Annotated in this window: 24 protein-coding genes; 11 read left to right on the top strand and 13 right to left on the bottom strand. The window is 56.5% G+C overall.

The annotated features are described in order from the left end of the window. Positions 1–92 precede the first annotated feature (92 nt). Together ydfG and AC2FAP_RS04970 are read left to right on the top strand one after the other, a co-directional pair. Positions 93–839 carry a bifunctional NADP-dependent 3-hydroxy acid dehydrogenase/3-hydroxypropionate dehydrogenase YdfG gene (gene ydfG, locus AC2FAP_RS04975; protein WP_020884259.1) on the top strand — a complete coding sequence of 249 codons (747 nt, stop codon included), beginning with the start codon at positions 93–95 and terminating at the stop codon, positions 837–839. 91 nt (positions 840–930) lie between these two features. Beyond that, positions 931–1617: a GntR family transcriptional regulator gene (locus AC2FAP_RS04970; protein ID WP_014169893.1), complete on the top strand. Its 687-nt coding sequence runs from the start codon at positions 931–933 to the stop codon at positions 1615–1617. A 35-nt stretch (positions 1618–1652) separates the two neighbouring features. Here the strand turns inward: AC2FAP_RS04970 and AC2FAP_RS04965 are convergent, their stop codons facing one another. Then, positions 1653–2084, bottom strand: coding sequence for a universal stress protein (locus AC2FAP_RS04965; protein WP_252068103.1), 432 nt, complete (start codon positions 2082–2084; stop codon positions 1653–1655). 289 nt (positions 2085–2373) lie between these two features. Between AC2FAP_RS04965 and ydfZ the strand changes: the two genes are divergently transcribed. Next, a complete protein-coding gene (ydfZ, locus tag AC2FAP_RS04960) occupies positions 2374–2577 on the top strand; it encodes a putative selenium delivery protein YdfZ (RefSeq protein WP_013096785.1) in 204 nt (67 codons plus the stop codon). A gap of 43 nt (positions 2578–2620) precedes the next feature. Here the strand turns inward: ydfZ and AC2FAP_RS04955 are convergent, their stop codons facing one another. From AC2FAP_RS04955 to AC2FAP_RS04935, 5 genes are all read right to left on the bottom strand, one after another. Then, a complete protein-coding gene (locus AC2FAP_RS04955; RefSeq protein ID WP_485452844.1) occupies positions 2621–4084 on the bottom strand; it encodes a mannitol dehydrogenase family protein in 1464 nt (487 codons plus the stop codon). Between the two features lie 220 nt (positions 4085–4304). Further along, on the bottom strand, positions 4305–5684 hold the full coding sequence (locus AC2FAP_RS04950) for an MFS transporter (protein WP_079231092.1): 1380 nt from the start codon (positions 5682–5684) through the stop codon (positions 4305–4307). 73 nt (positions 5685–5757) lie between these two features. After that, on the bottom strand, positions 5758–6777 hold the full coding sequence (locus tag AC2FAP_RS04945; RefSeq protein WP_410377421.1) for a Zn-dependent oxidoreductase: 1020 nt from the start codon (positions 6775–6777) through the stop codon (positions 5758–5760). A 14-nt stretch (positions 6778–6791) separates the two neighbouring features. Continuing rightward, positions 6792–8006 (bottom strand): starvation-sensing protein RspA, encoded by a 1215-nt coding sequence (gene rspA, locus AC2FAP_RS04940; RefSeq protein ID WP_041162574.1) that lies wholly within the window; start codon positions 8004–8006, stop codon positions 6792–6794. A 112-nt stretch (positions 8007–8118) separates the two neighbouring features. Then, on the bottom strand, positions 8119–8445 hold the full coding sequence (locus tag AC2FAP_RS04935; RefSeq protein ID WP_183516402.1) for a YnfA family protein: 327 nt from the start codon (positions 8443–8445) through the stop codon (positions 8119–8121). A gap of 152 nt (positions 8446–8597) precedes the next feature. Here AC2FAP_RS04935 and AC2FAP_RS04930 point away from each other — a divergent pair, with 152 nt between their 5' ends. Together AC2FAP_RS04930 and speG are read left to right on the top strand one after the other, a co-directional pair. Then, positions 8598–8936 (top strand): DUF1283 family protein, encoded by a 339-nt coding sequence (locus AC2FAP_RS04930; protein WP_449541610.1) that lies wholly within the window; start codon positions 8598–8600, stop codon positions 8934–8936. Beyond that, complete coding sequence (gene speG / locus AC2FAP_RS04925) at positions 8936–9496, top strand: spermidine N1-acetyltransferase (protein ID WP_014169885.1); 561 nt, start codon at positions 8936–8938, stop codon at positions 9494–9496. Before AC2FAP_RS04930 ends, speG begins: the two co-directional genes overlap by 1 nt. A 16-nt stretch (positions 9497–9512) precedes the next feature. Here speG and AC2FAP_RS04920 read toward each other — a convergent pair whose 3' ends face one another. Continuing rightward, positions 9513–10259 carry a YnfC family lipoprotein gene (locus AC2FAP_RS04920; RefSeq protein WP_032670404.1) on the bottom strand — a complete coding sequence of 249 codons (747 nt, stop codon included), beginning with the start codon at positions 10257–10259 and terminating at the stop codon, positions 9513–9515. Positions 10260–10645: 386 nt separating this feature from the next. Here AC2FAP_RS04920 and catA point away from each other — a divergent pair, with 386 nt between their 5' ends. The 6 genes from catA to dmsD all read left to right on the top strand — a co-directional run bounded on the left by catA (position 10646) and on the right by dmsD (position 16536). After that, positions 10646–11344, top strand: coding sequence for a type A chloramphenicol O-acetyltransferase (gene catA / locus AC2FAP_RS04915; protein WP_449541609.1), 699 nt, complete (start codon positions 10646–10648; stop codon positions 11342–11344). Positions 11345–11517: 173 nt separating this feature from the next. Beyond that, positions 11518–11811 carry a DUF1161 domain-containing protein gene (locus AC2FAP_RS04910; RefSeq protein ID WP_044867985.1) on the top strand — a complete coding sequence of 98 codons (294 nt, stop codon included), beginning with the start codon at positions 11518–11520 and terminating at the stop codon, positions 11809–11811. A 145-nt stretch (positions 11812–11956) separates the two neighbouring features. Beyond that, positions 11957–14395: a selenate/tellurate reductase subunit YnfE gene (gene ynfE, locus AC2FAP_RS04905; RefSeq protein ID WP_252068108.1), complete on the top strand. Its 2439-nt coding sequence runs from the start codon at positions 11957–11959 to the stop codon at positions 14393–14395. Between the two features lie 10 nt (positions 14396–14405). Next, a complete protein-coding gene (locus tag AC2FAP_RS04900; RefSeq protein ID WP_447861817.1) occupies positions 14406–15023 on the top strand; it encodes a DMSO/selenate family reductase complex B subunit in 618 nt (205 codons plus the stop codon). Between the two features lies 1 nt (position 15024). After that, positions 15025–15879: a dimethyl sulfoxide reductase anchor subunit family protein gene (locus AC2FAP_RS04895; protein ID WP_447861819.1), complete on the top strand. Its 855-nt coding sequence runs from the start codon at positions 15025–15027 to the stop codon at positions 15877–15879. A gap of 42 nt (positions 15880–15921) precedes the next feature. Then, entirely contained in the window at positions 15922–16536 is a 615-nt protein-coding gene (dmsD, locus tag AC2FAP_RS04890; RefSeq protein ID WP_020884270.1) for a Tat proofreading chaperone DmsD, read from the top strand. Positions 16537–16554: 18 nt separating this feature from the next. Here the strand turns inward: dmsD and atzF are convergent, their stop codons facing one another. The 6 genes from atzF to AC2FAP_RS04860 all read right to left on the bottom strand — a co-directional run bounded on the left by atzF (position 16555) and on the right by AC2FAP_RS04860 (position 25058). Continuing rightward, the gene (gene atzF, locus AC2FAP_RS04885; RefSeq protein WP_449541607.1) at positions 16555–18354 is read right to left on the bottom strand and encodes an allophanate hydrolase; all 1800 of its coding nucleotides are present in this window, start codon (positions 18352–18354) and stop codon (positions 16555–16557) included. Further along, positions 18351–21953: an urea carboxylase gene (gene uca, locus AC2FAP_RS04880; protein ID WP_449541606.1), complete on the bottom strand. Its 3603-nt coding sequence runs from the start codon at positions 21951–21953 to the stop codon at positions 18351–18353. Before uca ends, atzF begins: the two co-directional genes overlap by 4 nt. A gap of 151 nt (positions 21954–22104) precedes the next feature. Next, complete coding sequence (locus tag AC2FAP_RS04875; RefSeq protein WP_025204312.1) at positions 22105–22737, bottom strand: urea amidolyase associated protein UAAP2; 633 nt, start codon at positions 22735–22737, stop codon at positions 22105–22107. Between the two features lie 11 nt (positions 22738–22748). Then, entirely contained in the window at positions 22749–23456 is a 708-nt protein-coding gene (locus tag AC2FAP_RS04870; protein ID WP_449541779.1) for an urea amidolyase associated protein UAAP1, read from the bottom strand. Between the two features lie 13 nt (positions 23457–23469). Further along, positions 23470–24246 carry an ABC transporter ATP-binding protein gene (locus tag AC2FAP_RS04865; RefSeq protein ID WP_449541605.1) on the bottom strand — a complete coding sequence of 259 codons (777 nt, stop codon included), beginning with the start codon at positions 24244–24246 and terminating at the stop codon, positions 23470–23472. Further along, positions 24243–25058 (bottom strand): ABC transporter permease, encoded by an 816-nt coding sequence (locus tag AC2FAP_RS04860; RefSeq protein WP_014169869.1) that lies wholly within the window; start codon positions 25056–25058, stop codon positions 24243–24245. The genes AC2FAP_RS04865 and AC2FAP_RS04860 overlap by 4 nt, the downstream gene beginning before the upstream one ends. Between the last annotated feature and the right edge of the window lie 7 nt (positions 25059–25065).

The raw sequence follows: 25065 nt of genomic DNA, 5'->3' as shown, positions 1-25065 counted from the left end.
GCCTGCAATGCCGTCATACAAATGTTGCCTTAACGCATCCTTCGCGGCCGTGCTATGTTAGTACAACACAAAAAGCGTTGAGGAACAGTGAGATGATTATTTTAGTTACCGGGGCAACGGCAGGTTTTGGTGAAAGCATCACGCGTCGCTTCGTCGCCAACGGGCATAAGGTGATTGCGACGGGTCGTCGTCAGGAGCGTCTGCAGGAGCTGAAAGATGAGCTGGGTGACAGCATCCTGACCGCGCAGCTTGATGTCCGTAACCGTGCCGCCATCGAAGAGATGATTGCTAACCTGCCGGCCGAATGGCGTGCCATTGACCTGCTGGTCAACAATGCCGGTCTGGCGCTCGGTATGGAGCCTGCCCACAAAGCCAGCGTCGAAGACTGGGAAAACATGATCGACACGAACAACAAAGGGCTGGTGTACATGACCCGCGCCGTGCTGCCAGGCATGGTTGAGCGCAATCGCGGCCACATTATTAACATCGGTTCGACCGCCGGAAGCTGGCCTTATGCGGGCGGTAATGTTTATGGCGCGACCAAAGCCTTCGTGCGTCAGTTCAGCCTTAACCTGCGTACCGACCTGCACGGCACCGCCATTCGCGTGACCGATATTGAGCCGGGCCTGGTAGGCGGAACCGAATTTTCCAACGTTCGGTTTAAAGGTGATGACGCGAAAGCAGACAAAACCTACGAGAATGCGAACGCCCTGACGCCGGAAGATGTCACCGAAGCGGTCTGGTGGGTGGCAACACTGCCAAAACACGTCAACATTAACACCGTAGAAATGATGCCAGTCAGCCAGAGTTTTGGCGGACTTAGCGTCCATCGTGGCTAACATTGCCCTTCCCGGCCTGCGGGCCGGGTCTGTTTCAGGCCATAAAAGAATGGTAGTATGTTCAGGCTAACTCTCTGAGAAATGACAACTCATGGCCGCTGAATCGCAACTCAATCCTACCCAGCCCGTAAACCAGCAAATCTATCGCATTTTGCGACGTGATATTGTCCATTGCCTGATCCCACCCGGAACGCCGCTCTCTGAAAAAGAGGTGTCCGTGCGGTTTGACGTGTCCCGCCAGCCCGTGCGTGAGGCGTTTATCAAGCTTGCAGAAAACGGTCTGATTCAGATCCGCCCGCAGCGTGGCAGCTATGTGAACAAAATCTCGCTCTCCCAGGTGCGTAACGGGTGTTTTGTCCGTCAGGCCATTGAGTGCGCGGTGGCGCGCCGTGCCGCATCCTTGATTGATGACAACCAGTGCTACCTGCTGGAGCAAAACCTGCATCAGCAGCGTATTGCGATTGACCGCAAACAGCTCAACGACTTCTTCCAGCTTGATGACGAGTTTCACCAGAAGCTGGCGCAAATTGCAGACTGTCAGCTGGCCTGGGACACGATTGAAAACATCAAAGCCACCATCGACCGCGTGCGCTATATGAGCCTCGACCACGTCTCACCACCGGAAATGTTGCTCCGACAGCATCATGATATTTTCAGTGCGCTGGAAAAACGCGATCAGGACGGTGTAGAAAAAGCGATGACGCTGCACCTGCAGGAAATCAGCGAATCCGTACAGTTAATTCGTCAGGAAAACAGCGACTGGTTTAGCGAAGAGTAAAATACGCCGCCCCCGTTTCGGTTGCGGCGAAGAGATTAGCGAACCACCAGCACCGGAATACTCGCATAGCGCAGGATAGATTCCGCATTTGAACCGAGCAGATGGGTGCTGATGCTCGGGTTTTTCGACCCGATGACGATCACGTCATATTCCCCTTCTTTGCTCAGTTTGATAATTTCGTCACGCACGTTGCCAAAGCAGACCAGGCTGTGGATATTCTCCCCGGGGAGTTCAAACAGCCTTTTTAGCTCGTTCATTTTCTTCCCGGATTCAGCGGTCATAAACGCTTCAAACTTTTTGATATCGGCGTTGAATCCGCGCAGCAACGAGCGGCTGCTGTTGGGGAGAATGTTCACCAGCGTAATCGACGCGCCTTCCGCCTTTGCAAGGTTGGCCGCGTGGCGAACCGCTTTGTCGCTCAATTCCATTTCAAATACATCAACAGGCATTAAAATCTTCTTATACATAAGCCTGACTCCTTATTCCTGTGAAAGGGGTATTCCCTGCTTCAAGAATGACAGCCGGAATATAAACAAACCCTAAACGCTTGCCTGCAGAAACTATCAATAAAGGAAAATAAATGTGGGCTTTGTAAATTGCTGTCGTGAACCGTCAGCACCCAACAATATTGAGAAAAAAGTGTGAGTTTGATCAAAAACAAAAAAATGAGATGCAGACAGGCGTATTTATAGTGCCCCGTGAACGGTGAAACCTGAAATAGCGCCGTAACGGATAAGTGAGAGAGGAGAAAATACCATGATGACATACGACCGTAACCGTAACGCAATTACCACCGGCAGCCGTGTAATGATCAATGGCACAGGACACACCGGCGTGATTAAAGCGATCCACAGCGAAGGGCTGGATGCCGCGCAGGTGCGTCGCAGCAAAACGGTAGAAGTGGAAGGTTGCGAAGGTAAGTTCGAACCGATTGAACTGATTCGCCTGGGTATGCACTGATTCATGCGACATCATGCCGCCGCACGCGGCGGCATGTGATGACTTAGCCGTTCGCCGCGTACTCTGCGACCGTGGCTTTTGCACCTTTTTGCACTAACGTCTGGTAAGCACGCATTACCGCATCCACAAAGACGGTTTCATGCGGGAGTTCTTTGCCAAAAATGGCCTCAATGCCCAGCAGCGCCTTCACCCGGTCTTCGCCCTCAGCACTTCCCTTCACCGCCGCCTGAATGACCGCCAGCTGCGGGTCGCTCACGTCGATAGCGTTGCCCTGCTCATCGACACCACCGACATACCGCATCCAGCCTGCAATGCCTAATGCCAGCAGCGGGAAGCTTTTTTGATGCACCAGATGCCAGCGCACGGAATCGAGCATACGCTGCGGGAGCTTCTGGCTGCCGTCCATCGCGATTTGCCAGGTACGGTGACGTAACGCCGGGTTGCTGTAGCGGGCAATCAACAGGTCAGCATAGTGGCCTAAATCAACGCCTTTCACTTTTAAGGTTGGCGCCTGCTCGTTCAGCATCAGCGCATGGGCGGCAGTACGGTAGTGTTCGTCTTCCATGCAGTCGTTGATATGCGGGTACCCCGCCAGATAGCCAAGATACGCGAGGAAAGAGTGACTGCCGTTAAGCATGCGCAGCTTCATCTCTTCAAACGGAATGACGTCTGAAACCAGCTCCGCCCCGGCCTTTTCCCACTGCGGACGGCCTGCAACAAAGTTGTCCTCAATCACCCACTGACGGAACGGTTCGCACGCCACGCCTGCCGGGTCACGAACGCCAGTCAGCTGTTCAATTTTATCCAGCGTCTCCGGTGTAACCGCGGGAACAATACGATCCACCATGGTGGACGGGAAAGTGACGCTGGATTCAATCCAGTCTGCCAGCTCGCCATCGACCGCGCGGGCATAAGCGCAGGTCACATTACGCATGACGTGACCGTTCTCCGGCATATTGTCACAGGACATGACGCTAAACGCGGGCAGCCCGGCAGCTTTGCGTCGCGCGAGTGCTTCCACGACCACACCCGGCGCAGATTTCGGCTGATGCGGGTTTTGCAGGTCGGCGGCAATTAACGGGTGATCGAGCATCAGTTTCCCGGTCGCCGGCCAGTGGCAATATCCCTTTTCAGTAATGGTGAGTGAGACAATCGCCACCTGCGGCTCACACAGTGCGGCCAGCACGCGTTCCAGCCCGTCAACCTGTGCATGCAGTGCGTTCCTGACCACGCCCACCACCCGCGATGTCCACGCATCGGCAGACATTTCCGCCACGGTGTAGAGATGATCCTGTGCGTTCAGATCGGCAATCTGCTGTTCACCGCCAATCAGGTTTACCTCACAGTAACCCCAGTCGCTGTTGTGTTCCGCGGCGAGAATGTCGGCGTACACCGCCTGGTGCGCACGGTGAAATGCGCCAAACCCTAAATGAACAATGCGTGCCTTGAGGCGTTCGCGATCGTACTGAGGAAGCGTCGCTTTCGCCTGTAATAACCGGTTTTCCATGATTAAGACTCGTTAAGTTATGTACGCTGGGATTCGCTGCCGCTCTAAACGAGCAGCAGCGCCTGCTGACTACACCAACTAGAATGGCAGTCGGGGTAAAAAAGAACTGCCATTAACCATACTGATCCTGCAGTTTGAGATTTTGATTTATATTAACTTTTACGCATGTGGTGTGACATGAACATAAAGTTGTGTGACAGGTCACTAAAGGTATAAACCATTACCGTCGCGATGAAACCGCCCCATAGCCAACGGAATCACGTGCCGGCTCCTCCGCCGCATCTTCCGCCACGCTCAAATCACGATCGCAGACCTCTGGCATGCAGATGGCGGCGAGCAGCCCAATCACGGAGTAGGCGATCATCATGGCGACAATTGGCCACCAGGAACCGGTCATATTGCAGAAGATCCCGGCGAGCACTGGCCCAAAGCCTACCGCCACCAGCCCGCCCGCCTCTTTTGAGATAGCCATCCGGGTAAAGCGGTTACGCGAGCCAAACATCTCCGCCATCGTGATGTTTTCCAGGGCGAACAGTCCCAGTACGGCGAAATTATGGATAACGATGATGGAAAGCATGATCACACCCGGCGCATAGCTCTTATCAACGATAATCGACAGCATCGGGTACGCCAGAATAATGGCGGAGATATTGAGCAGAATGTACGGCAGACGACGCCCTACTTTATCGGAGAGCCAGCCCAACAGCGGGATAGATATAAACCCGAGAATTGAGCTTATCATCAGCGCATCGGTGGGGATCGCTTTATCGAACAGCAGCGTCTGAACCAGATACCCGGCAAGAAACGTCTGGATCAGACCCGAATTCCCCGCCTGACCAAAACGCAGCCCGGTTGCCAGCCAGAAGGACTTACTCTTCACCATCGCTGCAAATGATAAATCATGTTTTGTCACCGGTGCGGTTGTCTCAGCCTCGTTCACTTTTTCAAATACCGGGCTCTCCTTGAGGTTCATTCGCAGCCAGATTGCGAAGATCATTACCACCACGCTTGCAAGAAACGGTACACGCCAGCCCCAGGCAACCAACTGTTCGCGGTCGAGGGCGAAGAACATAATTGCCCAGATAGCCGTTGCACTTAGCGTCCCGCAGTTGGTGCCCATCGCCACCAGCGAAGAGATAATGCCGCGCTTCCCTTTAGGGGCGTACTCCGCCAGCATGGTCCCGGCACCGGAGATTTCAGCCCCTGCCCCCAGCCCCTGGATAATACGCAGCGTCACTAACAGGACGGGCGCGAAAATCCCAATCTGCGCGTAGGTCGGCAAGACCCCGATCAGGGTCGTGCAGATCCCCATCATAGTAATGGTGATAAACAGCACCTTTTTACGGCCAATGCTGTCGCCCATTCGCCCGAAGATAAAGGCGCCGACAATGCGCGCGATATAGCCTGCGCCGTACGTCCCCATCGCCAGAATCAGCGCCATTGCGGCCGATTGTTCCGGGAAGAAGATCTCATGGAATACCAGGGCGGCCCCCAGCGAATAGAGCTGGAAATCCATAAACTCCAGTGCGGTACCCAGCCAGCCGGAAACGGCGGCTTTCACCAGATCTGAAGTCGTTCTTTGTGGTTGTGTTTGCGTCATAATGGCTATCTCTGCAAGGTAAGATGCGTACCACTCAGAGCCTGTCTGCGCAGGCTCTTAACCGCGTGAATTATTATTGCCCGAACGTGAGTAAGACTTTGCAGCACTGCCGCTGATCTTTTTCAAACCGTTCGATGGCGTCTGTTACGTGGTGATAGTCAAAAGTGTGGGTAATCAGTTTGTCCGGGTCGATCAGCCCCTTTTCCAGCCAGTCGATGACGACGGGGAATTTGTTGGCATTCAGCCGTGATGAGAATATCGCCAGCTCTTTTCCGGTGATCCCCTGCTGAACAATCTGGCTTGGGTCGCTGGAAAACCCCATCAGCACGATGCGTGCCGCCGGAGAGGCAATGGTGATGGCTTCCTGTAAAATTGTCGGATGACAGGCTGCGTCAATAATAAGCGTCGGTTTGATCCCTTTTTCTTCCAGCGCCGCCTGTAACGACAGCTCTGCGTTGTTGAACACCCAGTCCGCGCCGCTGCGTTGCGCCATTGCCAGCCGTTCATTGATCCGATCCACAACGATAACCTGCTTCACCTTATAGACACCTTTCAGCGCCTGGACGGTGACAAGCCCCATGGGACCTGCGCCGTAGATCAGGGCGATATCCTGCCCGGTGGGTTGTGCATGCCCCGTCACATTAGCGGCAATCGTGAACGGCTCGATCATTACCGCGTGTTTATCTGGAATAGCATCCGGAACAACCCAGGCATTTTTTGCCGGTACGACGGCATATTCACTAAAGCCTCCGTCGCGATGAACGCCCAGCACCACCAGAGAGGTACAGACATTGGGTTTGCCCACGGAGCACGGATAGCAGTGTCCGCAGCTGATCACCGGGTCAACCGAGACGCGTTCGCCCACGCGGGCCGGGTCAACACCCTCACCAACGGCATCAATCTCACCAAAAAATTCATGGCCAATCACGCGCGGGTATCGGGCAAACGGATTATGCCCGCGGTAAATATGGCTGTCTGAACCGCAAATACCGGCCAGTTTGACGTTGACGCGCACTTCACCTGCCGTGGGTTCCGGAAGTGGACGATCTTCAATCACCAGTGCATTGGGTTGTTGAATCACTACGCTTTTCATCGTTCGCTCCTCGTTTACCAGTTCCACAACGTGCCATCTTCGAGACGGGCAACCGGCAGATAGGCAGGATCGTACGGGTATTTCGCCGCCAGTTTTTCGTCAAATTCAATACCCAGCCCGGGTTTGTCGCCCGGATGCATATAGCCATTATCAAAGCGCCAGCTGTGCGGGAAGACCTCCAGCATTTGTTCGGAGTAACCCATATATTCCTGTACACCAAAGTTTGGCACCCACAGGTCAAAATGCAGCGCGGCGGCGTGGCAAACAGGCGACAGATCCGACGGTCCATGTGAGCCGGTACGCACCTGATAAAGCGAGGCGAAGTCCGCTATGCGCCGCATGCCGGTGATGCCGCCCGCGTGGGTAATGGTGGTGCGGATATAGTCGATAAGCTGCTCTTCAATAAGCTGCTTGCAGTCCCAGATGCTGTTAAACACTTCTCCAACCGCAATCGGCGTGACCGTGTGCTGACGGATTAGACGGAAGCAGGCCTGGTTTTCCGCTGGTGTAGGATCTTCCATCCAGAACATACGGAATGCTTCAATGCTCTTACCGAATCGCGCCGCCTCAATCGGGGTCAAACGGTGGTGCATGTCGTGCAAAAGATGCTCATTAAAGCCAAACTTATTGCGCACCGCATCGAACAGCTTCGGTGTGAAATCGAGGTATTTTTCGGTGGACCAGAGCTGCTCTTCCGGCCAGTCACCTTTAGTGGCGGGCTCGTAGGCCAGCCCTTTTCCTTTCGACATGCCATAGGTGGTTTTCATACCCGGCACGCCGCACTGAACGCGGATCGCCTTAAAGCCCATCTCTTTATGCCGGGCGTAATCTTCCAGCACGTCATCAATGGAGTGTCCGGTGGTATGACAATAGACCATCACCCCTTCCCGGGATGCGCCGCCCAACAGCTGGTAGAGCGGCATATTGGCCGCTTTGGCTTTGATATCCCACAGTGCCATATCCACGGCGGAAATGGCCGACATGGTGACCGGACCACGACGCCAGTAGGCGCCTTTATAGAAGAACTGCCAGATATCCTCAATGCGGTGCGCATCACGGCCGATCAACTGCGGGCAAAGGTGATCTTTCAGATAAGAGGCCACTGAAAGTTCACGTCCGTTGAGGGTGGCATCACCCAGGCCGACGATGCCCTCGTCGGTGGTAATTTTAAGGGTGACAAAGTTACGCCCCGGGCAGGTAACAAAGACTTCAGCCCCGACAATCTTCATAATCCATTTCCTTACATCGCTCATTGTGATGCTGGAAACTTACTCTTCTGCACTACTACCATACAAGTATAATGATCATAAAATCAGCGAACGGTCACAAAAAATCGGGCGCTCAGGCGCGCCCCCATCCGGCAACAATAATCAACATGCCGCACAGCGCAACCAGCGCCCCGGCCCAGTCATAGGCGCTGAGCTTCACACCATCCACCATGCGTAACCACAGCAGCGCGGTACAGACATAAACGCCACCATAAGCGGCGTAGACGCGCCCGCTGGCCGCCGGGTGCAGCGTCAACAGCCAGACAAACAGGGCCAGCGCAATGCCCGCCGGGATCAGCAGGAATACGGTTGCCCCCTTCTTCAGCCAGAGCCACGGAAGGAAGCAGCCGATGATTTCACACAGCGCAGTGGCAAAAAAAAGCAGAGTGGTTTTGAGCATATTTACGGTCATGTGATGATTTATTTAGACATCATACCTGATGATATCGTTTACTTTTCCATACCCGTGTCGCGGGTATGCCGTTATTTCTCTTTGGTGTAGAATCTGAACGGGATAACTTAATTATCTGCGCCCATTTAAAAGGAAACGCTATGACTACATTAAGCAAACGCCTTTGTCTGACAGCCCTGCTGGCGCTGTCATCGTTCGCCTTTGCCGCCTCTGCCACCGCCGAAACCAGCAAACTCATTATTGAGTCTGGCGACAGCGCGCAAAGCCGTCAGAACGCCGCGATGGACAAAGAACAATGGAATGACACCCGTAGCCTTCGCCAGAAGGTGAACAAACGTGTTGAAAAAGAGTGGGACAAAGAAGATGTCGCTTTCGACGCGCGCGATAAGTGTCAGCAAAGTGCCAACGTTAACGCCTACTGGGAGCCAAATACCCTGCGCTGCCTGGATCGTCGAACTGGCCGCACGGTCACGCCATAATGTCAGTGCATTGTGACGTTAAGCTCCGCCCGCTGGAGCGTGAAGACCTGCGCTTCGTCCACCAGCTCGACAATAACGCCAGCGTGATGCGCTACTGGTTCGAAGAGCCTTACGAGGCGTTTGTGGAGCTGTCGGATCTCTACGATAAGCACATTCACGATCAGAGCGAACGCCGTTTTGTCGTGGAGTGTGAAGGTGAAAAAGCCGGTCTGGTGGAACTGGTTGAGATCAACCACGTTCATCGTCGGGCAGAATTCCAGATTATCATTTCACCTGAGCATCAGGGGAAAGGTCTTGCCACGAGGGCGGCGAAGCTGGCGATGGATTACGGATTCAACGTCCTGAATCTCTACAAGCTTTATCTCATCGTGGATAAAGAGAACGAGAAAGCTATCCATATCTACCGCAAGCTGGGCTTTATGGTGGAAGGCGAGCTGGTTCACGAGTTCTTTATCAACGGTGAATACCGCAACACCATTCGCATGTGCATCTTCCAGCATCAGCACCTGGCCGGACACAAACCGTCAGGCGCCAGCCTGCTGAAACCCACCGCGCAGTAACCTGCGCGGCTTTTTCTCAGTAGTATTCAATACTGTTCTTAATGGTGTACTTGCGCTCAACGGCGGGCTTCACGCTGTTGTCGGTGATCGTCAGATCGCAACTCACCGGATTATTGTGTCGATCGTAATCACAGCTCTGATTGACGTTGCCCAGCGGCTTGTCATTCAGCATGCTCACGGCGGAGTAATCCATTCTTTTGCGAAGATCTTTAGACGGCGTCGACTGGACGGATAAATGCTGGTCCCCGGAGACGGTGGTTTTCCCCAGCGGATAGCCATCCGCATCATAGCGGTACTTCACTTCCATCTCTTTGCCGTGCGCCGCCACCACAAACCCGTTATCGTCGGTATCCCACGTTACGCCCGCCGACGGCAATTCGGCCAGCTGGCATTTCCCCTGCAGTTTCACTTTTCGCTGCTGGGTTTCCGCATCAAGGTAGTAATTAGCATCCAGTACCAGCGCCACGCCGGTATTGGCCTCGAGGTCGTGCAGTTCGAGGGTATCGAAACACCCTTCCGTCGACATCGTACCGGTTACCCGTTTGGAGACTTCACCTTTGTCATTGAACAGTGTCTGGGTGAAGTCTTTTACCGGGCCGCGCAGAGGGTCAAAATCAAATTCATTGGAGAAGCTCGCCATCTCGGGCGTAAACGACAGCGGCGCGGAAGGATTGTCGCACCCCACCAGTGTTGCTGCCAGTAGCGTTATCGCTGCGTAGTTCTTCACATCATTTACCGAATCAGGGAGAGTATTCCCGATCATATTAGCAAATACCGTTGTTCACACGATAGCAAAATGTCAGGCGAAAAGAGACGTACAATCAATGCATTAATCTCTCTTGCCCTCTGCAAAACCTCGCAAGAATGAGAAGGCGCTGTGCCCGCTGTTGAACAGGAAACACACCTGCTTTGAGCACATGACGGATATTCTGTGACATATTAACAACATGAAAACGCCGGCAGATTGCGCCATCTAACTTTTTTCTTTGATATATTAAATGTTTACCATCCCCTTTCTTCCTCTATAAGGATGCGCTACCCTCACAAATGCGTTCGCGTCCAAAACCGCCTGGAATCTCTATGCTTTCTTTATTCATGAAAAAACGTAGGCAAAACGCTGATTTTTGATTGCTCATCAAAGGTTAAAAAATGAAAAAAACAATCCCAGAATATACGCCTGTTGACTTATCACGTTGGGCCAGAAAAGAACATTTCGAGGTATTTCAGTCATTTGCTCAATCTACATTTAATCAAACTGTTCAAATAGACATCACCGCATTGCTCAAGGATATAAAAGAACTGGGCTGGAAATTTTATCCGACGATGATTTCCCTCCTTTCTAAAATCGTCAACAACCATTCGGAATTCCGTATGGCCATGAAGAACAATGAACTTGTCATATGGAATGAAATTCATCCAAGCTATACCATTTTCCATAATGAAACGGAGACCTTTTCTTCATTATGGAGTCACTTCGATGGCAATATTGATCATTTCCAGAACGTTTATTCGGAAGATGTTGCTCGCTATGGTAATAGCCTTTCTTATTGGCCGAAGGAAGAGTCGCGGGAAAATGTATTTTTTGTGTCGGCGATCCCCTGGTCAAGTTTTACCAGTTTTAATATCAACGTAGCCAATATGCAGAGCTTTTTTGCCCCCATGTTCACTATGGGAAAATACGTCAACCAGGGTGGAAAAGTATTGTTGCCCCTCGCCGTGCAGGTCCATCATTCCGTGTGCGATGGTTTCCATGTGGCAAGATTGTTCAATGAGTTACAGGCGATGTGTGATGACTTACGGCATCACTCCGGCGAACGCCAGGTGCAGAGCAAAACGCACCGCGCTTAGCATCGTGATGCCGGGCGGGTATAACCGCCCGCAGGACATGTTGATGGAAATTGAAATTGGGGAAAATGAGCGCAGGAAGCCTGTATAAGATTGTTCAGAAAGGTATTCCCAATAACAAAAGCTTACACGAACCCTGCTAAGCTTAACCGACACACAGAGAAAAGGAGCTACAGATGAAACGGTTACCCTGGATTACCGCCCTGCTGTTAATGAGCGCTTCTACAGCGGCTCTGGCTGCCCCGGATTCCTGCGAGCGCGTAAAAAGCGATATTCAGCAGAAAATCATCAATAACGGCGTGCCCGAGTCCGGCTTTACGTTAAATATTGTGCCAAACGATCAGGCTGACCAGCCGGATGCACAGGTAGTCGGTCATTGTGCGAACGATACTTTTAAAATTCTCTATACCCGCACCGGTAGCGGTGCCGCATCAGGGGTGCAGGATAATGGTCAGGGCGAACCTCAGTGATTTTAATCACTTTCTCGCGGCCAATTCCCTTTGACTTGATGAGGATTAATATTTAATACCTCCAAATAAGTAACATTCACCCCATCATTAGCCCGGTTGTAATCACGGGCGAAAATTATACGCAATTAAAATGATGGGGTGAGTTATGTCCGATGTCGAAAATCACGGCGGGATCAGCCGTCGAACGTTGGTTAAATCCACTGCAATAGGCTCTCTGGCACTTGCCGCCGGGGGGATTTCACTGCCTTTTGGCCTCAAACGCGCCGCTGCCGCGGTACAAAACGCCGTAAAGCCCGCTGAAGACAAAGTGGTCTGGGGTGCCTGCTCGGTCAACTGCGGGAGCCGTTGTGCGCTGCGTCTTCACGTCCGTGATGAAGAAGTTTACTGGGTCGAAACGGATAACACCGGTGAGGATATTTATGGCAATCATCAGGTTCGTGCCTGCCTGCGCGGGCGTTCTATTCGCCGTCGGATCAATCACCCCGATCGTCTGAACTACCCCATGAAGCGCGTAGGGAAACGCGGTGAAGGCAAATTTGAGCGTATCTCATGGGATGAAGCCCTGGACACCCTTACCCGCAGCCTGAAAGATGTCGTCGAAAAATACGGCAACGAAGCGGTCTACATTAACTACTCCTCCGGCATTGTGGGCGGCAATATCACCCGCTCCTCCCCTTATGCTTCGCTGGTCGCGCGTCTGATGAATTGCTACGGCGGCTTTTTAAGCCACTATGGCACCTACAGCACCGCGCAAATAGCCTGTGCAATGCCCTACACCTACGGCAGCAACGATGGCAACAGCACCTCAGATATTGAAAACACGAAGCTGGTGGTGATGTTCGGCAATAACCCGGCAGAGACGCGAATGAGCGGCGGCGGGATAACCTATTATCTCGAGCAGGCCCGCGAGCGCTCTCACGCGCGCATGATCGTCATCGATCCGCGGTATACCGACACCGCCGCCGGGCGCGAAGACGAGTGGATCCCGATTCGCCCGGGGACGGACGCCGCGCTGGTCGCGGGTATCGCCTGGGTACTGATCGACGAAAACCTTGTCGATCAGCCGTTCCTCGACACGTACTGCGTCGGCTATGACGAAAAAACGCTGCCGGAAGGTGCGCCTGCTAACGGACATTACAAAGCGTATATTCTCGGTCAGGGTGACGATGGCATCGCCAAAACGCCGGAATGGGCCTCGCGCATCACAGGCATACCGGCCGATCGCATCATCAAGCTTGCACGAGAAATTGGCAGTACCAAACCGGCTTACATCTGTCAGGGCTGGGGCCCCCAACGCCAGGCCAACGGCGAGCTGACTTCCCGCGCCATTGCCATGTTGCCGATTTTGACCGGAAACGTCGGTATCAACGGCGGTAACAGCGGCGCGCGTGAATCGACCTACACGATCACCATTGAGCGTATGCCACTGCCGGATAACCCGGTGAAAACGCAAATCTCATGCTTTAGCTGGACCGACGCCATCGCGCGCGGACCCGAAATGACCGCCCTGCGCGACGGCGTGCGGGGAAAAGAGAAGCTGGATGTGCCGATCAAATTCATCTGGAACTACGCCGGCAACACCATAATCAACCAGCATTCCGACATCAACAAAACCCACGATATTCTGCAGGACGAGAGTAAATGCGAAACCATCGTGGTGATCGACAACTTTATGACCTCGTCGGCGAAATATGCTGACATCCTGCTACCCGATTTAATGACCGTTGAGCAGGAAGACATTATTCCTAACGATTATGCAGGCAACATGGGCTATCTGATTTTCCTTCAGCCCGTGACCGCACCGAAGTTTGAGCGCAAACCGATCTACTGGATCATGAGTGAAGTGGCGAAACGCCTCGGCCCGGATATTCATCAGCGATTTACCGAAGGACGTACCCAGGCGCAGTGGCTGCAGTATCTGTATGCCAAAATGCTCGAAAAAGATCCGCAGTTGCCGTCCTATGAGGAACTGAAAGAGAGGGGTATTTATAAGCGTAAAGATCCGGCCGGGCACTTCGTGGCCTATAAAAAATTCCGCGATGATCCGCAGGCTCATCCGCTCAACACCCCCTCGGGCAAGATTGAAATTTACTCCAGCAAGCTGGCAGAGATTGCGGCTACCTGGGAGCTCGCCGACGACGAAACCATCAGCCCGCTGCCGGTCTACGCCTCGACCTTCGACGGCTGGGACGCCCCGGAACGCCATAAATTCCCGCTGCAGCTCTTCGGCTTCCACTTCAAAGCCCGCACCCACTCCAGCTACGGCAATGTCGACGTGCTGAAAGCCGCCTGCCGTCAGGAGGTCTGGCTTAACCCCGTGGACGCGGCGCAACGCGGCATCAAAAATGGCGATACGGTGCGCGTGTTTAACGATCGCGGCGAGGTACGCATCGAAGCGAAAGTCACACCACGCATCATGCCCGGCGTAAGCGCGATGGGCCAGGGAGCCTGGCATGACGCCAATATGAACGGCGATCGTATCGACCACGGTTCATGCATCAACACCCTGACCACGCACCGCCCGTCACCGCTGGCCAAAGGTAACCCGCAGCACACCAATCTGGTGCAGATCGAGAAGGCGTAAGGAGTAAGTGATGACCACTCAGTATGGATTTTTTATTGATTCCAGCCGCTGCACCGGGTGCAAAACCTGCGAGCTCGCCTGCAAGGATTACAAAGATTTAACCCCGGACGTCAGCTTCCGCCGTATTTACGAATACGCGGGCGGTGACTGGCAGGAAGACAACGGTGTCTGGCACCAGAACGTGTTTGCCTACTACCTGTCGATTGCCTGCAACCACTGCGAAGACCCGGCCTGCACCAAGGTCTGCCCGAGCGGGGCGATGCACAAGCGTGACGACGGGTTCGTGGTGGTGGATGAAGATGTCTGCATCGGCTGTCGCTACTGCCACATGGCCTGTCCGTACGGTGCCCCGCAATACAATGCCGCCAAAGGCCATATGACCAAGTGTGACGGCTGCCACACCCGCGTGGCAGACGGCAAAAAGCCGATCTGCGTGGAGTCCTGCCCGCTGCGCGCGCTGGATTTCGGTCCTATCGACGAGTTGCGTGAAAAACATGGTCAGCTGGCGGCCGTCGCGCCGCTGCCGTCCGCGCACTTCACGAAGCCAAGCATCGTGATTAAACCTAACGCCAACAGTCGCCCGACAGGGGATACCACCGGCTACCTGGCAAACCCGAAAGAGGTGTGAGATGGGAAGTGGATGGCATGAATGGCCGCTGGTGATCTTCACGGTCTTCGGACAGTGCGTCGCCGGGGCATTGATCGTTATGGGGCTCGTCTGGCTTACTGAAAAAGACGACGCGGTGAAAACACGCCTTGTCCGCAGTATGTTCTTTCTGTGGCTGGTGATGGGCATCGGATTTTTGGCGTCCGTGCTGCACCTTGGCTCCCCGCTCCGGGCCTTTAACTCGCTCAACCGCGTGGGTGCTTCGGCGCTCAGTAACGAAATTGCCGCGGGATCCATTTTCTTTGCCGTTGGCGGTTTCTGGTGGCTGGTATCCGTTATCGGTAAAATGCCCCCGGCACTGGGTAAAATCTGGCTGGTCGTTAGCCAGATCCTGGGCGTTGTCTTTGTCTGGGCGATGACCCGGGTTTATCAAATTGATACCGTACCGACCTGGTACACGGGTTACACCACGGTGGGCTTTTTCCTGACGCTGGTATTGGGGGGGCCGCTGTTTGCAGCCCTGTTGCTGCGCGTGGCAAACACGACATATAAAAGCACATTCGCGGCCTCTGTCAGCGTGCTGGCACTCCTGGCCTGCGTGGCGGTCATCGTGCTGCAGAGTAATGACCTGGCGACAATCCACAGTTCCGTTCAACAGGCGAGTGCCCTGCTGCCTGACTATGGCGCGCTGCAAATCTGGCGTATCGTACTGCTTGCCGCCGGACTCGGCTGCTGGTTGTGCCCGCTGATGCGTCGGCAGGAGCCTAAAGCCCTCGCTCTTTTTGCAGGCGTGTTACTGGTCGTCGTGGGTGAACTGATTGGCCGTGGTCTTTTCTATGGTCTGCACATGACCGCAGGTATGGCGATTGCGGGTTAACACAGTCGCGCGGGCTACTCCGCGCGAGCAAGGAAGGTAGTCATGAAAGAAGTCTCACAGCGTGATTCGTTCGCGTTCAGCGCCCGGGTACTGGGCGCGCTGTTTTATTTTGCTCCGGATAGCGAGCAGACTGCGCCGCTGGTGCAGGCGCTCACCGCAGGCGACTGGATTCAGGACTGGCCGCTGGCGCCGGAAACGCTGCAGCCCGTTGCAGATGCGTTCAAAACGCCATCCGATGAAGCGTTAAAAGATGCCTGGCAACGTCTGTTTATTGGCCCTTACGCCCTGCCGTCACCGCCGTGGGGTTCCGTCTGGCTGGATCGGGAATCCGTGCTCTTCGGCGACTCCACCCTCGCGCTGCGCCAGTGGATGCGTGAAAACAACATTGCCTTCGAGATGAAGCAGAACGAACCGGAAGATCACATCGGTACCCTGCTGTTACTGGCCGCGTGGCTGGCAGAAAATGGCCGCGACGCTGAACGCGACCAGCTTCTGGCATGGCACCTGCTGCCGTGGAGTACCCGCTTCCTGTCCGTGTTTGTTGAAAACGCCGGGCATCCGTTCTACACCGCACTGGGCAAACTCGCACAGCTGACGCTCGCGGACTGGCAGGACACGTTAATTATTCCGGTCGCGGAAAAAACGCTCTACCGCTAACGCCAGCACCTGGCTTGCTCACCGTTTCCGGGCAAGCCAGGCTCTCCAGCCACCAAATTCGGTGATATCCCGTGCCCCCTCCAGGCCATACGCCTCGCAGATAAACCCGGTCAACCACCGTCCATCCTGCAGCTCGATTTTTCCCAGCCCCAGAGGTGCGGGGATCCCGGCGAGAAACGACCCCACTTCGCTGTGCGGTAGCTCCCAGACCTCGACCGCAATCCCGGCCCCCTGGTCTGCCACCCGAACCATTCCGGGACGTTTACCGTCCGCCAGCGCATACAGACGGTAATAAGGTGCGCTGGTGGTCGCGTCGACAAGGCGTGCTCCGCGCTCTCGTAACTGAACATTGAGCGCCAGACCGTCCATATGCGCACCGCAGACCACTATCCGCAGGCGGTCATGGGTTGCGGTGCAGGTCGGCGCGTCGTCCAGCATGGCGCGGTTGCCCGGTAACGTTAATTTTGTGTGACGTTGTAACGCATCGGCCAGGCTAAGCAGATACTGATCGGTAAACGCGCGGCCAAACAGCGTGACGCCGGATGGCAGCCCATTGTTCATTTCACCGACCGGGACCGCTACGGCGGCATAGTCGAGCAGGTTCATAAAATTGGTATAGATGCCCAGCGCCGAGTTGCTTTTAACCGGTTCATCGGCCAGCTCAGCCAGACTCACCGGGCGGGGATACGTCGGGATTAATACGCAATCCAGGTCGGCCATCATGGCATCGCACTCGGCTTTATACCGCTGGAGTTTGTACTGCGCGTCAAACGCCGCCACCGCAGTGGCTGTAGGCGCGTTTTGCAGGACATCACGGATAACCGGCAACACCGCGTCCGGCTGGCGTTCAATCAGCGCACCCGCGAGGTGATAACGCTCGGCGACCCACGGGCCGTCATAGAGCAGTTTCGCGGCCGCCAGAAACGGTGCAAAGTCGAGAGTCACGGGCACGCCACCCAGCGCGATAAGCCCCGTCTTCGCGCGGTGATACAGCGCCTCGCTTTCTGCACAGCCGAGAAACTCCAGCGTCTCCGGCACGCCAAAGCGAAAGCCCGCAGCAGGGACACCAAAAGCCTGCGGGCCGTTCCACGTCGGGTTGGACCGGCTGTATTCGTCACGCGGATCCTGTCGCGCCGTGAGTGCCAGCAGCTGGCTGGCCTCTGCTGCCGTCGCGGTGAAAAACGTGACGCAGTCCAGCGTGCGGCAGGCAGGCACAACCCCTGCCGTGGAGATGAGACCTTTGGTTGCTTTGAGGCCGACCAGATTATTCAGCGAGGCCGGTACGCGCCCGCTGCCGGCCGTGTCCGTTCCCAGCGCGAAGCTCGCCAGACCCAGGGCGACCGCCAGCGACGACCCCGCGCTGGATCCACCGGACGGGTAATCCGGATGAACGCTGTTACGACATGGGCCATACGGCGAACGCGTACCGTTTAAGCCGGTAGCGAACTGATCGAGGTTAGTTTTCCCCAGAGGAATCGCCCCCAGCGCAATCAGCTGCGAAACTATCGTTGCATCCTGTTCTGCCCGATACGCAAATGCCGGACAGGCGGCGGTGGTGTCGATACCCGCCAGATCGATATTGTCTTTGATGGCAAAGGGCACGCCGAACAGCGGCAGCGTGTCCGGCGCTACGCCCTCCAGCGCGGCGAGGTACGGCTCCAGCTCTTCAGGGGTGAGCAGATAAATAAAAGCGTTAAATGACGGGTTCAGCGCCAGCGCGCGCTCGCGTAAGGCCGTTATCACCTCACGCGGGGCGATCTGGCCTTCACGGTATGCCTCTGCCAGCGCAGAGAGACGTAAATCATAAAGAGGCTTCATGCTGTTTTCTCCAGAACGACCACGCACTGGCCCGCCCGCACCGACGACCCCGGCTGGACACGGACCTGACTGACCACGCCGTCCTGAGTGGCAACTAACGGGATTTCCATTTTCATCGACTCCAGCACCACCAGCACATCGCCTTCGCGCACTGTGTTGCCGACCACAACGTTCACCTGCCACAGGTTGCCGGCAACCGGGCTTTCAACACCGGATTCTCCCGACCGTAACGGCGCGTCGTCACCGTCATCCGTCGTTTCGTCGCTGCTGTCAAAATGCGCCTGCCCGCCCGCTATCCAGCGCTCACGCTCGGCGTTAAACGCCGCCTGCTGATGCGCACGGAATGCCTCAATCTCAGGTGCTTCGTCAGCCAGAAACTGCTGATACTCCGCCAGTTTCAGCGTGGTGTGTTCAATACGCAGCGGATAACGCCCCAGCGGGAAATCCCGGCGGATGGTTTGCAACTCCTCGGCTGAAACCGGATAAAAGCGAATTTGATCGAAGAAACGCAGCAGCCAGGGCTTGCCGCCGAAATCCTCTACCGTGCGATAGCGATTCCACATCTGCAGGGTTCGCCCCACAAACTGATACCCGCCCGGCCCTTCCATACCGTAGATGCAGAGGTATGCCCCGCCAATGCCCACCGAGTTCTCCGCCGTCCAGGTGCGCGCCGGATTGTATTTGGTGGTCACCAGACGGTGTCGCGGGTCGAGCGGCGTGGCCACCGGCGCGCCGAGGTAGACATCCCCCAGCCCCATCACCAGATAACGGGCGTCGAACACCGTTTTATACACTTCATCAATGTTAGCCAGATCGTTTATGCGACGGATAAACTCCAGGTTGCTCGGGCACCACGGCGCATCGCGGCGCACGGTGGTCATGTATTTGTCGATGGCTTTCTGACACGCCGGATCGTCCCAGGAGAGCGGCAGCCAGACGATGCGCGACGGCACGTCCAGCGAGTCCTGGTCACAAACGCCCTGCCACAGCCCGGCGATCACCTCCAGCAGGCTATCCAGGCGCAGCGTTTCCGGCTGATAATGAATTTGCAGGGAGCGGATCCCCGGCGTGAGATCGATAACGCCTTTCAGCGCCCGGCCCTCCAGCGCCTGCATCAGCGCGTGGCCGCGAAAACGCAGCACCAGATCCAGCTCAGGCTCGCCAATCTCCAGCAGCAGATGGGTATCACCCGACACTCTCGCCACCAGACGTTTATCGTCCGTCCCCTGCGTCAGCACAATCGGTGAGTCCAGACCGGCAGGTTGCCATGTGACTGATTGCGGGGTCAGGCTGGCGATTTGGCGCTCCTGCGCCTGCGCCAGCCGTCGCGCGGTGGCAATATCCACCGGCACAAAGCGAACGTAATCTCCCGCCTTCAGTTGCCCTACCGCGTGCAGATCGGCCTCGATGATGGTGACCGGACAGACAAACCCGCCCAGGCTTGGGCCATCCGGGCCGAGGATCACCGGCATATCGCCGGTAAAATCCACCGCGCCGATGGCATACGGATTGTCATGAATGTTCGACGGATGCAGACCCGCCTCGCCGCCGCTGTCGCGAACCCACTCCGGTTTCGGGCCAATCAGGCGTACCCCCGTCCGGCTGGAGTTGAAATGCACTTCCCATTCGGTGGCGAAAAACGTCGCGATGTAATCCGGCGTGAAATACTCCGGCGCACCGTGCGGGCCGTAAATCACCCGCAGTTCGCGCACCGCGTCCAGCCTCGTGTGCAGCGCCTGCGGCAGCGGCGCATCCGCAACCGGCTCGGTTAACGGCGCCAGGTGCAAAATGTCACCTGTGCGGAGCGCCCGTCCGGCGTGCCCCCCGAACTGCCCCAGCGTGAAGGTACTTTTACTGCCCAGATATTCCGGCACGTTAAACCCGCCGCGCAGGCAAAGATAGCTGCGCACGCCCGCACCGCGGATCTCGCCCATACGCAGCGTCATGCCCGCACGTACGCGAAAAACGTGATGATTGGCCAGCGGTTCACCGTCCAGCGTGAGCGCAATTTCAGCGCCCGTCACCACCAGCTGCGCATCGCAGTTGAATTTCAGCGTCGGGCCGCTGAGGGTGATCTCAAGCGCGGCGGCATCGTCTTTATTGCCCAGCAGACGGTTACCCAGACGCAGCGCCACGCTGTCCATTGGCCCGGATGGCGGAACGCCAACCGCCCAGTAGCCTGTGCGTCCCGGGTAATCCTGCACCGTGGTCTGCGTACCGGCGCTGAGCACCTCCAGCGTGGACGCCTGGTACATCAGATGCTCAAGACAGCGGGTCCAGGGCTCACCTGCGGCAAACGGCGCGAAGGTCAGGATCTGCTGCAGATAACTGCGGTTGGTTTCAACGCCATAAAGACGGGTCTCCCCCAGCGCGGAATGCAGCACGCGGATGGCGGCTTCGCGTGTCGGCTGCCAGGCGATCATTTTGGCTAACATGGGGTCAAAAAACGGCGGGACTTCGCATCCGGCCTCAACCCAGCTGTCGATGCGCAGCGTAACGCGGTCATCGGGCGGGAAAGCCACGTCGGTGAGCAGTCCCGGTGAAGGCTGGAACTGGCGGCCCGGGTTCTCGGCATAGATCCTGGCCTGAATGGCATGCCCCTTCGGTTTCAGGGTGTCACGCAGTGTCGCCAGTGGCGGCAACGTTCCGGCGGCAAGTTCGATCATCCAGCGCACCAGATCCACGCCCCACACCTGTTCGGTCACGCCGTGCTCCACCTGCAAACGGGTATTCACCTCAAGGAAGTAAAAGCGGGCGGCGTCGCTGTCATAAACGAATTCAACGGTGCCCGCGCTGCGGTAGTTGACCGCTTTACCCAGCGTTATCGCCGCCTCGCACAGTGCCTGCGCCATGCCCGCCGGCAGGTTTGGCGCGGGCGTCTCCTCCAGCACTTTCTGGTTACGCCGCTGCACAGAGCAGTCGCGCACGCCGAGGGCAATCACCTCGCCCTTGCCGTCGCCAAACAGCTGAACTTCCAGATGACGCGCCCGCTCGATGTACTTTTCGATAAATACACCCGCGTCGCTGAAGTTATTTTTCCCCAGACGCACTACCGCATCGAACGCGTCACGCAGCGCTTCTGCGTCATAGCAGACGCGCATACCGATGCCGCCGCCTCCCGCCGTGCTTTTCAGCATCACCGGATATCCCACTTCGGCGGCAGCGTTGACGGCCTGGTTAACATCGGCCAGCAGGTCGGTGCCCTCCAGCATCGGAACCCCGTGCGTTTTCGCCAGCGCGCGAGCGGTATGTTTTAGCCCAAACAGACGCAGCTGTTCCGGCGTGGGGCCCACAAAGGCAATCCCCGCGGCGTCACACGCTTCGGCGAACGCGGCGTTTTCCGAGAGAAAGCCGTAGCCCGGATGAATAGCCTGTGCGCCGCTGGCTTTCGCGGCGGCGATGATCTTCGTGCTATCCAGATAGGTATTCGCCGCCGGGCCATCGCCCAGACTCAGCGCTTCATCGGCCTCGCGAATATGCAGGCTGCTGATATCCGCCTCGGAATAGACTGCCACACCACGAATTTTCATGGTGCGCAGGGTGCGTAAAATGCGGCAGGCTATCGCCCCGCGGTTCGCAATCAGGAGTGTCGTCAACATAGGTCAGACTCAATCGTGGCGGGTCGTCCCGCCGAAAATCGGCTCACCCATGGTCGTCCATGGGGAAAAAGCGGTTACGGCAGAATGCGTCCGGCACGAACTTCAAACAGGCGGTACAGCGCCTGGCGCAGTCGCTGCCAGCGGGTGGGCGTCAGTTCCATACCAGCACCTCAGCAGGCGTTGGGTTCCAGCCGTTGCAGGGGTTATTCAGCTGTGGACAGTTGGAGATCAAGACAATGACGTTGCACTCGGCGCGCAGGTCGACGTATTTCCCCGGCGCGGAGATACCATCTTCAAACGTCAGCCCGCCCTCTGGCGTCACCGGCACGTTCATAAAGAAATTGATGTTGGCCGTGATGTCGCGTTTTTGCAGACGCCCATCGTGCAGACAGGCGCAGAGGAAGTTATCGCGGCAGCTGTGCATATGGCGTTTATCGAGGGCGTATCGCACGGTGTTGCTCTCCTGGGCGCAGGCCCCGCCGAGTGTATCGTGACGCCCGCAGGTATCGTCGATAATGGTCAGCAGGGGGTTACCGAGGCTGGAGTACAGGACGCTGCCACGCGTGAGATAGGCGTTGTTCTGACGGCGCAATGTGCGCTGCGCATCGTAACGTTCACGCGGGTTATCGGCATTGTAGAACAGCGTGTCGACCGCCTGGTTACCTTCCAGGTCGAGCAGGCGCAACGTCTGCCCTTGTTTCACCTCGAACAGGTACGGTTCACCTGCCGGGATCACGTGGCGAAATACCGCGTCTTGCACATGCTTTTCAGAGATCATGGTCATTTTACTGCTCCTTACAGGGCGAAAAGCCGGGTATTGGTCATGGCGCGTTCGTTTTCCGGGCGCGTCAGAAGCGCGTTAACGGCCCCCTCTTCATCCTCAGCCTGTCGCCAGCTCAGCGCGACCGGTCGTGGGGCATATTCCCGGGACGGATCCATCGGATGCTGCAGCGCAGTCATCACCACAAGCGTGTCCATGGGCGCGTACAGCTCCACGTAACTGCCCGGCTGCGAATAGCCGCCGTGGAAGGTGAACTGACCGCGGTCATCGACGGTGACTTTGCTGAATAAGTTGACCACCATCAGCAGATCTTCGAGATTGAGATCCCACTTCCCCATCTCCACCAGCAGGTTGTCCGTTCCGTTTCGGTAAAACCCGTTGCGCAGTTCCTGATAGCGTCCCTGGCCATACTTTTCAGTCACCTCGGCGGCGTTCAGTACGCCGCCAAACGGGTCATGCCAGCCGCAGGTATCTGCGGTGATGCCTGCCAGCACGCGTCCCATGTCGGAGTAAAAGCAGTGTCCGGCGGTCAGACGCGCGGTGTGCTGGCCTTTCAGGGTGTCGGGCAGGTTCAGACGTTCACTTTTCTCGTGCGGATTCAGCATCAGCAGGCTGACGTTTGCTCCACCTTCAATGTCGGTCATACGCAGGATCTGCCCGCGCTTAAGCACAAACGAGAGGTGACCGCCGCCGGGCAGGATCTCTTCGCGTAACATGGTCATCGTATTCACGGTGTTAACCCCTTAATGCATAAACGTTATCGGGAGCCGTTCCACTCAGCGCGGAGAGCCGCGTCTCGTTGAGCGGAATGTCGTAGGTAATACGGGCGCCAAAGGCGTTGGGCGCCTGCGGGTCGAGGCGCACTTTGTCGAACACCAGTAAGCGGGTGCCGAGGTTAAAGCCTTCCGAAAGATCGTGGGTGACCATAAAGACGGTCATGCGGGTCTCCCCCCACAGCTGAAGCAACAAGGCGTGCATATCTTTACGGATACCCGGGTCCAGGGCGCCAAACGGCTCATCCAGCAGCAACACGCGCGGCTGCATGATGAAGGCCTGCGCAATGGCTAAACGTTGCTGCATACCGCCGGAAAGCTGGGCCGGGTATTTGTGCATCGCATGCCCGAGACCGACTTTTTCCAGCATCCCGGTGGCTCGCTCACGCGCCGCGCGTTTCTTTGCCCCAAACAGTCGCCCGAACAGCGGCGCTTGCGGCAGTTCGAGCCCTATGGTGACGTTATCCAGCACGCTGAGATGCGGGAAAACGGAGTAGCGCTGAAACACCACGCCCCGGCTGCTGTCCGGCTCGGCGTGCAGCGGTTTACCGTCGAGCGTAATGGACCCTCGGCTGGGCGCTTCCTGACCGAGCAGCAGGCGCAAAAACGTGGATTTTCCGCAGCCAGAGGCCCCCACCATTGAGCAGAACTCGCCCTCTTTCACCTGCAGATTGAGGCGCTCCAGCACCACGTGGTCGCCGTACTCCTGCCAGATATTGTTGATGGTGATAAAGCTCATGCCTTCCCTCCTTCCGCCCAGGGAAACCAGGTTTTATGTAACTGGCGCAGGGCCAGATCCATCAGCCAGGCCAGCAGCGTGATCCACAGGACGTACGGAATGATCACATCCATCGCCATATAGCGGCGCACGAGGAAAATGCGATAGCCCAGCCCGGCGGTTGAGGAGATGGCCTCTGCCGAAATGAGAAACAACCATGCCGATCCCAGCAGCAGACGCAGCGAGGTCAGCAGCCGCGATAGCAGCTGCGGAAGTACCACGCGCAACACCAGCGTCCAGCTGTTGGCACCCAGCGTCTGGGCTTTGATCAGAATCTCCGGTGGGATTTCGCACGCGCGATGCTCCAGATCGCGCGCCAGCATCGGAGTGATGCCGATGACAATCAGCATCACTTTCGACAGTTCATCCAGCCCGAAAACGATAAATAGCACCGGCAGGATCGCCAGCGGTGGGATCATCGACAGCACCGTCATCAGCGGCGAGAGCGACGCGCGCCACAGCGGGAAAACACCGGCGGTGACGCCAACACAGAGGCCGATGATCGAGGCGATGACCAGCCCCGTCAGCAGACGGGCAAGGCTCACCAGCGTGTCCACCCAGAACAGATAGTCACCGCTGCGTTTATCCGGGGTAAACGCCATGCGTGATAGCGCGTCCAGCATCTGCTGCAGGCCAGGCAGCAGCTTGTCCTGCGGGTTAGCCTCCAGCCTGACCGCGGAACCGAAAAAGTATGCGGCCAGCAGCAGGACGAAAGGCAGCATCACGAGCATCAGCCGCATGCCGGGCGTGGGATGGCGATTAATTTGTCGCATGGATGTT

This window comes from Enterobacter cloacae complex sp. 394I7 (assembly GCF_057320345.1).
The sequence above is the reverse complement of the archived record's forward strand: the minus strand, read 5'-3'. Positions and strand labels throughout refer to the sequence as shown.

Bases quoted from the DNA above. Each gene is read 5' to 3' on its own strand.
- ydfG (WP_020884259.1), top strand. From the start codon at position 93: ATGATTATTTTAGTTACCGGGGCAACGGCAGGTTTTGGTGAAAGCATC.
- AC2FAP_RS04970 (WP_014169893.1), top strand. From the start codon at position 931: ATGGCCGCTGAATCGCAACTCAATCCTACCCAGCCCGTAAACCAGCAA.
- AC2FAP_RS04965 (WP_252068103.1), bottom strand. From the start codon at position 2,084: ATGTATAAGAAGATTTTAATGCCTGTTGATGTATTTGAAATGGAATTG.
- ydfZ (WP_013096785.1), top strand. From the start codon at position 2,374: ATGATGACATACGACCGTAACCGTAACGCAATTACCACCGGCAGCCGT.
- AC2FAP_RS04955 (WP_485452844.1), bottom strand. From the start codon at position 4,084: ATGGAAAACCGGTTATTACAGGCGAAAGCGACGCTTCCTCAGTACGAT.
- AC2FAP_RS04950 (WP_079231092.1), bottom strand. From the start codon at position 5,684: ATGACGCAAACACAACCACAAAGAACGACTTCAGATCTGGTGAAAGCC.
- AC2FAP_RS04945 (WP_410377421.1), bottom strand. From the start codon at position 6,777: ATGAAAAGCGTAGTGATTCAACAACCCAATGCACTGGTGATTGAAGAT.
- rspA (WP_041162574.1), bottom strand. From the start codon at position 8,006: ATGAAGATTGTCGGGGCTGAAGTCTTTGTTACCTGCCCGGGGCGTAAC.
- AC2FAP_RS04935 (WP_183516402.1), bottom strand. From the start codon at position 8,445: ATGCTCAAAACCACTCTGCTTTTTTTTGCCACTGCGCTGTGTGAAATC.
- AC2FAP_RS04930 (WP_449541610.1), top strand. From the start codon at position 8,598: ATGACTACATTAAGCAAACGCCTTTGTCTGACAGCCCTGCTGGCGCTG.
- speG (WP_014169885.1), top strand. From the start codon at position 8,936: ATGTCAGTGCATTGTGACGTTAAGCTCCGCCCGCTGGAGCGTGAAGAC.
- AC2FAP_RS04920 (WP_032670404.1), bottom strand. From the start codon at position 10,259: ATGATCGGGAATACTCTCCCTGATTCGGTAAATGATGTGAAGAACTAC.
- catA (WP_449541609.1), top strand. From the start codon at position 10,646: ATGAAAAAAACAATCCCAGAATATACGCCTGTTGACTTATCACGTTGG.
- AC2FAP_RS04910 (WP_044867985.1), top strand. From the start codon at position 11,518: ATGAAACGGTTACCCTGGATTACCGCCCTGCTGTTAATGAGCGCTTCT.
- ynfE (WP_252068108.1), top strand. From the start codon at position 11,957: ATGTCCGATGTCGAAAATCACGGCGGGATCAGCCGTCGAACGTTGGTT.
- AC2FAP_RS04900 (WP_447861817.1), top strand. From the start codon at position 14,406: ATGACCACTCAGTATGGATTTTTTATTGATTCCAGCCGCTGCACCGGG.
- AC2FAP_RS04895 (WP_447861819.1), top strand. From the start codon at position 15,025: ATGGGAAGTGGATGGCATGAATGGCCGCTGGTGATCTTCACGGTCTTC.
- dmsD (WP_020884270.1), top strand. From the start codon at position 15,922: ATGAAAGAAGTCTCACAGCGTGATTCGTTCGCGTTCAGCGCCCGGGTA.
- atzF (WP_449541607.1), bottom strand. From the start codon at position 18,354: ATGAAGCCTCTTTATGATTTACGTCTCTCTGCGCTGGCAGAGGCATAC.
- uca (WP_449541606.1), bottom strand. From the start codon at position 21,953: ATGTTGACGACACTCCTGATTGCGAACCGCGGGGCGATAGCCTGCCGC.
- AC2FAP_RS04875 (WP_025204312.1), bottom strand. From the start codon at position 22,737: ATGACCATGATCTCTGAAAAGCATGTGCAAGACGCGGTATTTCGCCAC.
- AC2FAP_RS04870 (WP_449541779.1), bottom strand. From the start codon at position 23,456: ATGACCATGTTACGCGAAGAGATCCTGCCCGGCGGCGGTCACCTCTCG.
- AC2FAP_RS04865 (WP_449541605.1), bottom strand. From the start codon at position 24,246: ATGAGCTTTATCACCATCAACAATATCTGGCAGGAGTACGGCGACCAC.
- AC2FAP_RS04860 (WP_014169869.1), bottom strand. From the start codon at position 25,058: ATGCGACAAATTAATCGCCATCCCACGCCCGGCATGCGGCTGATGCTC.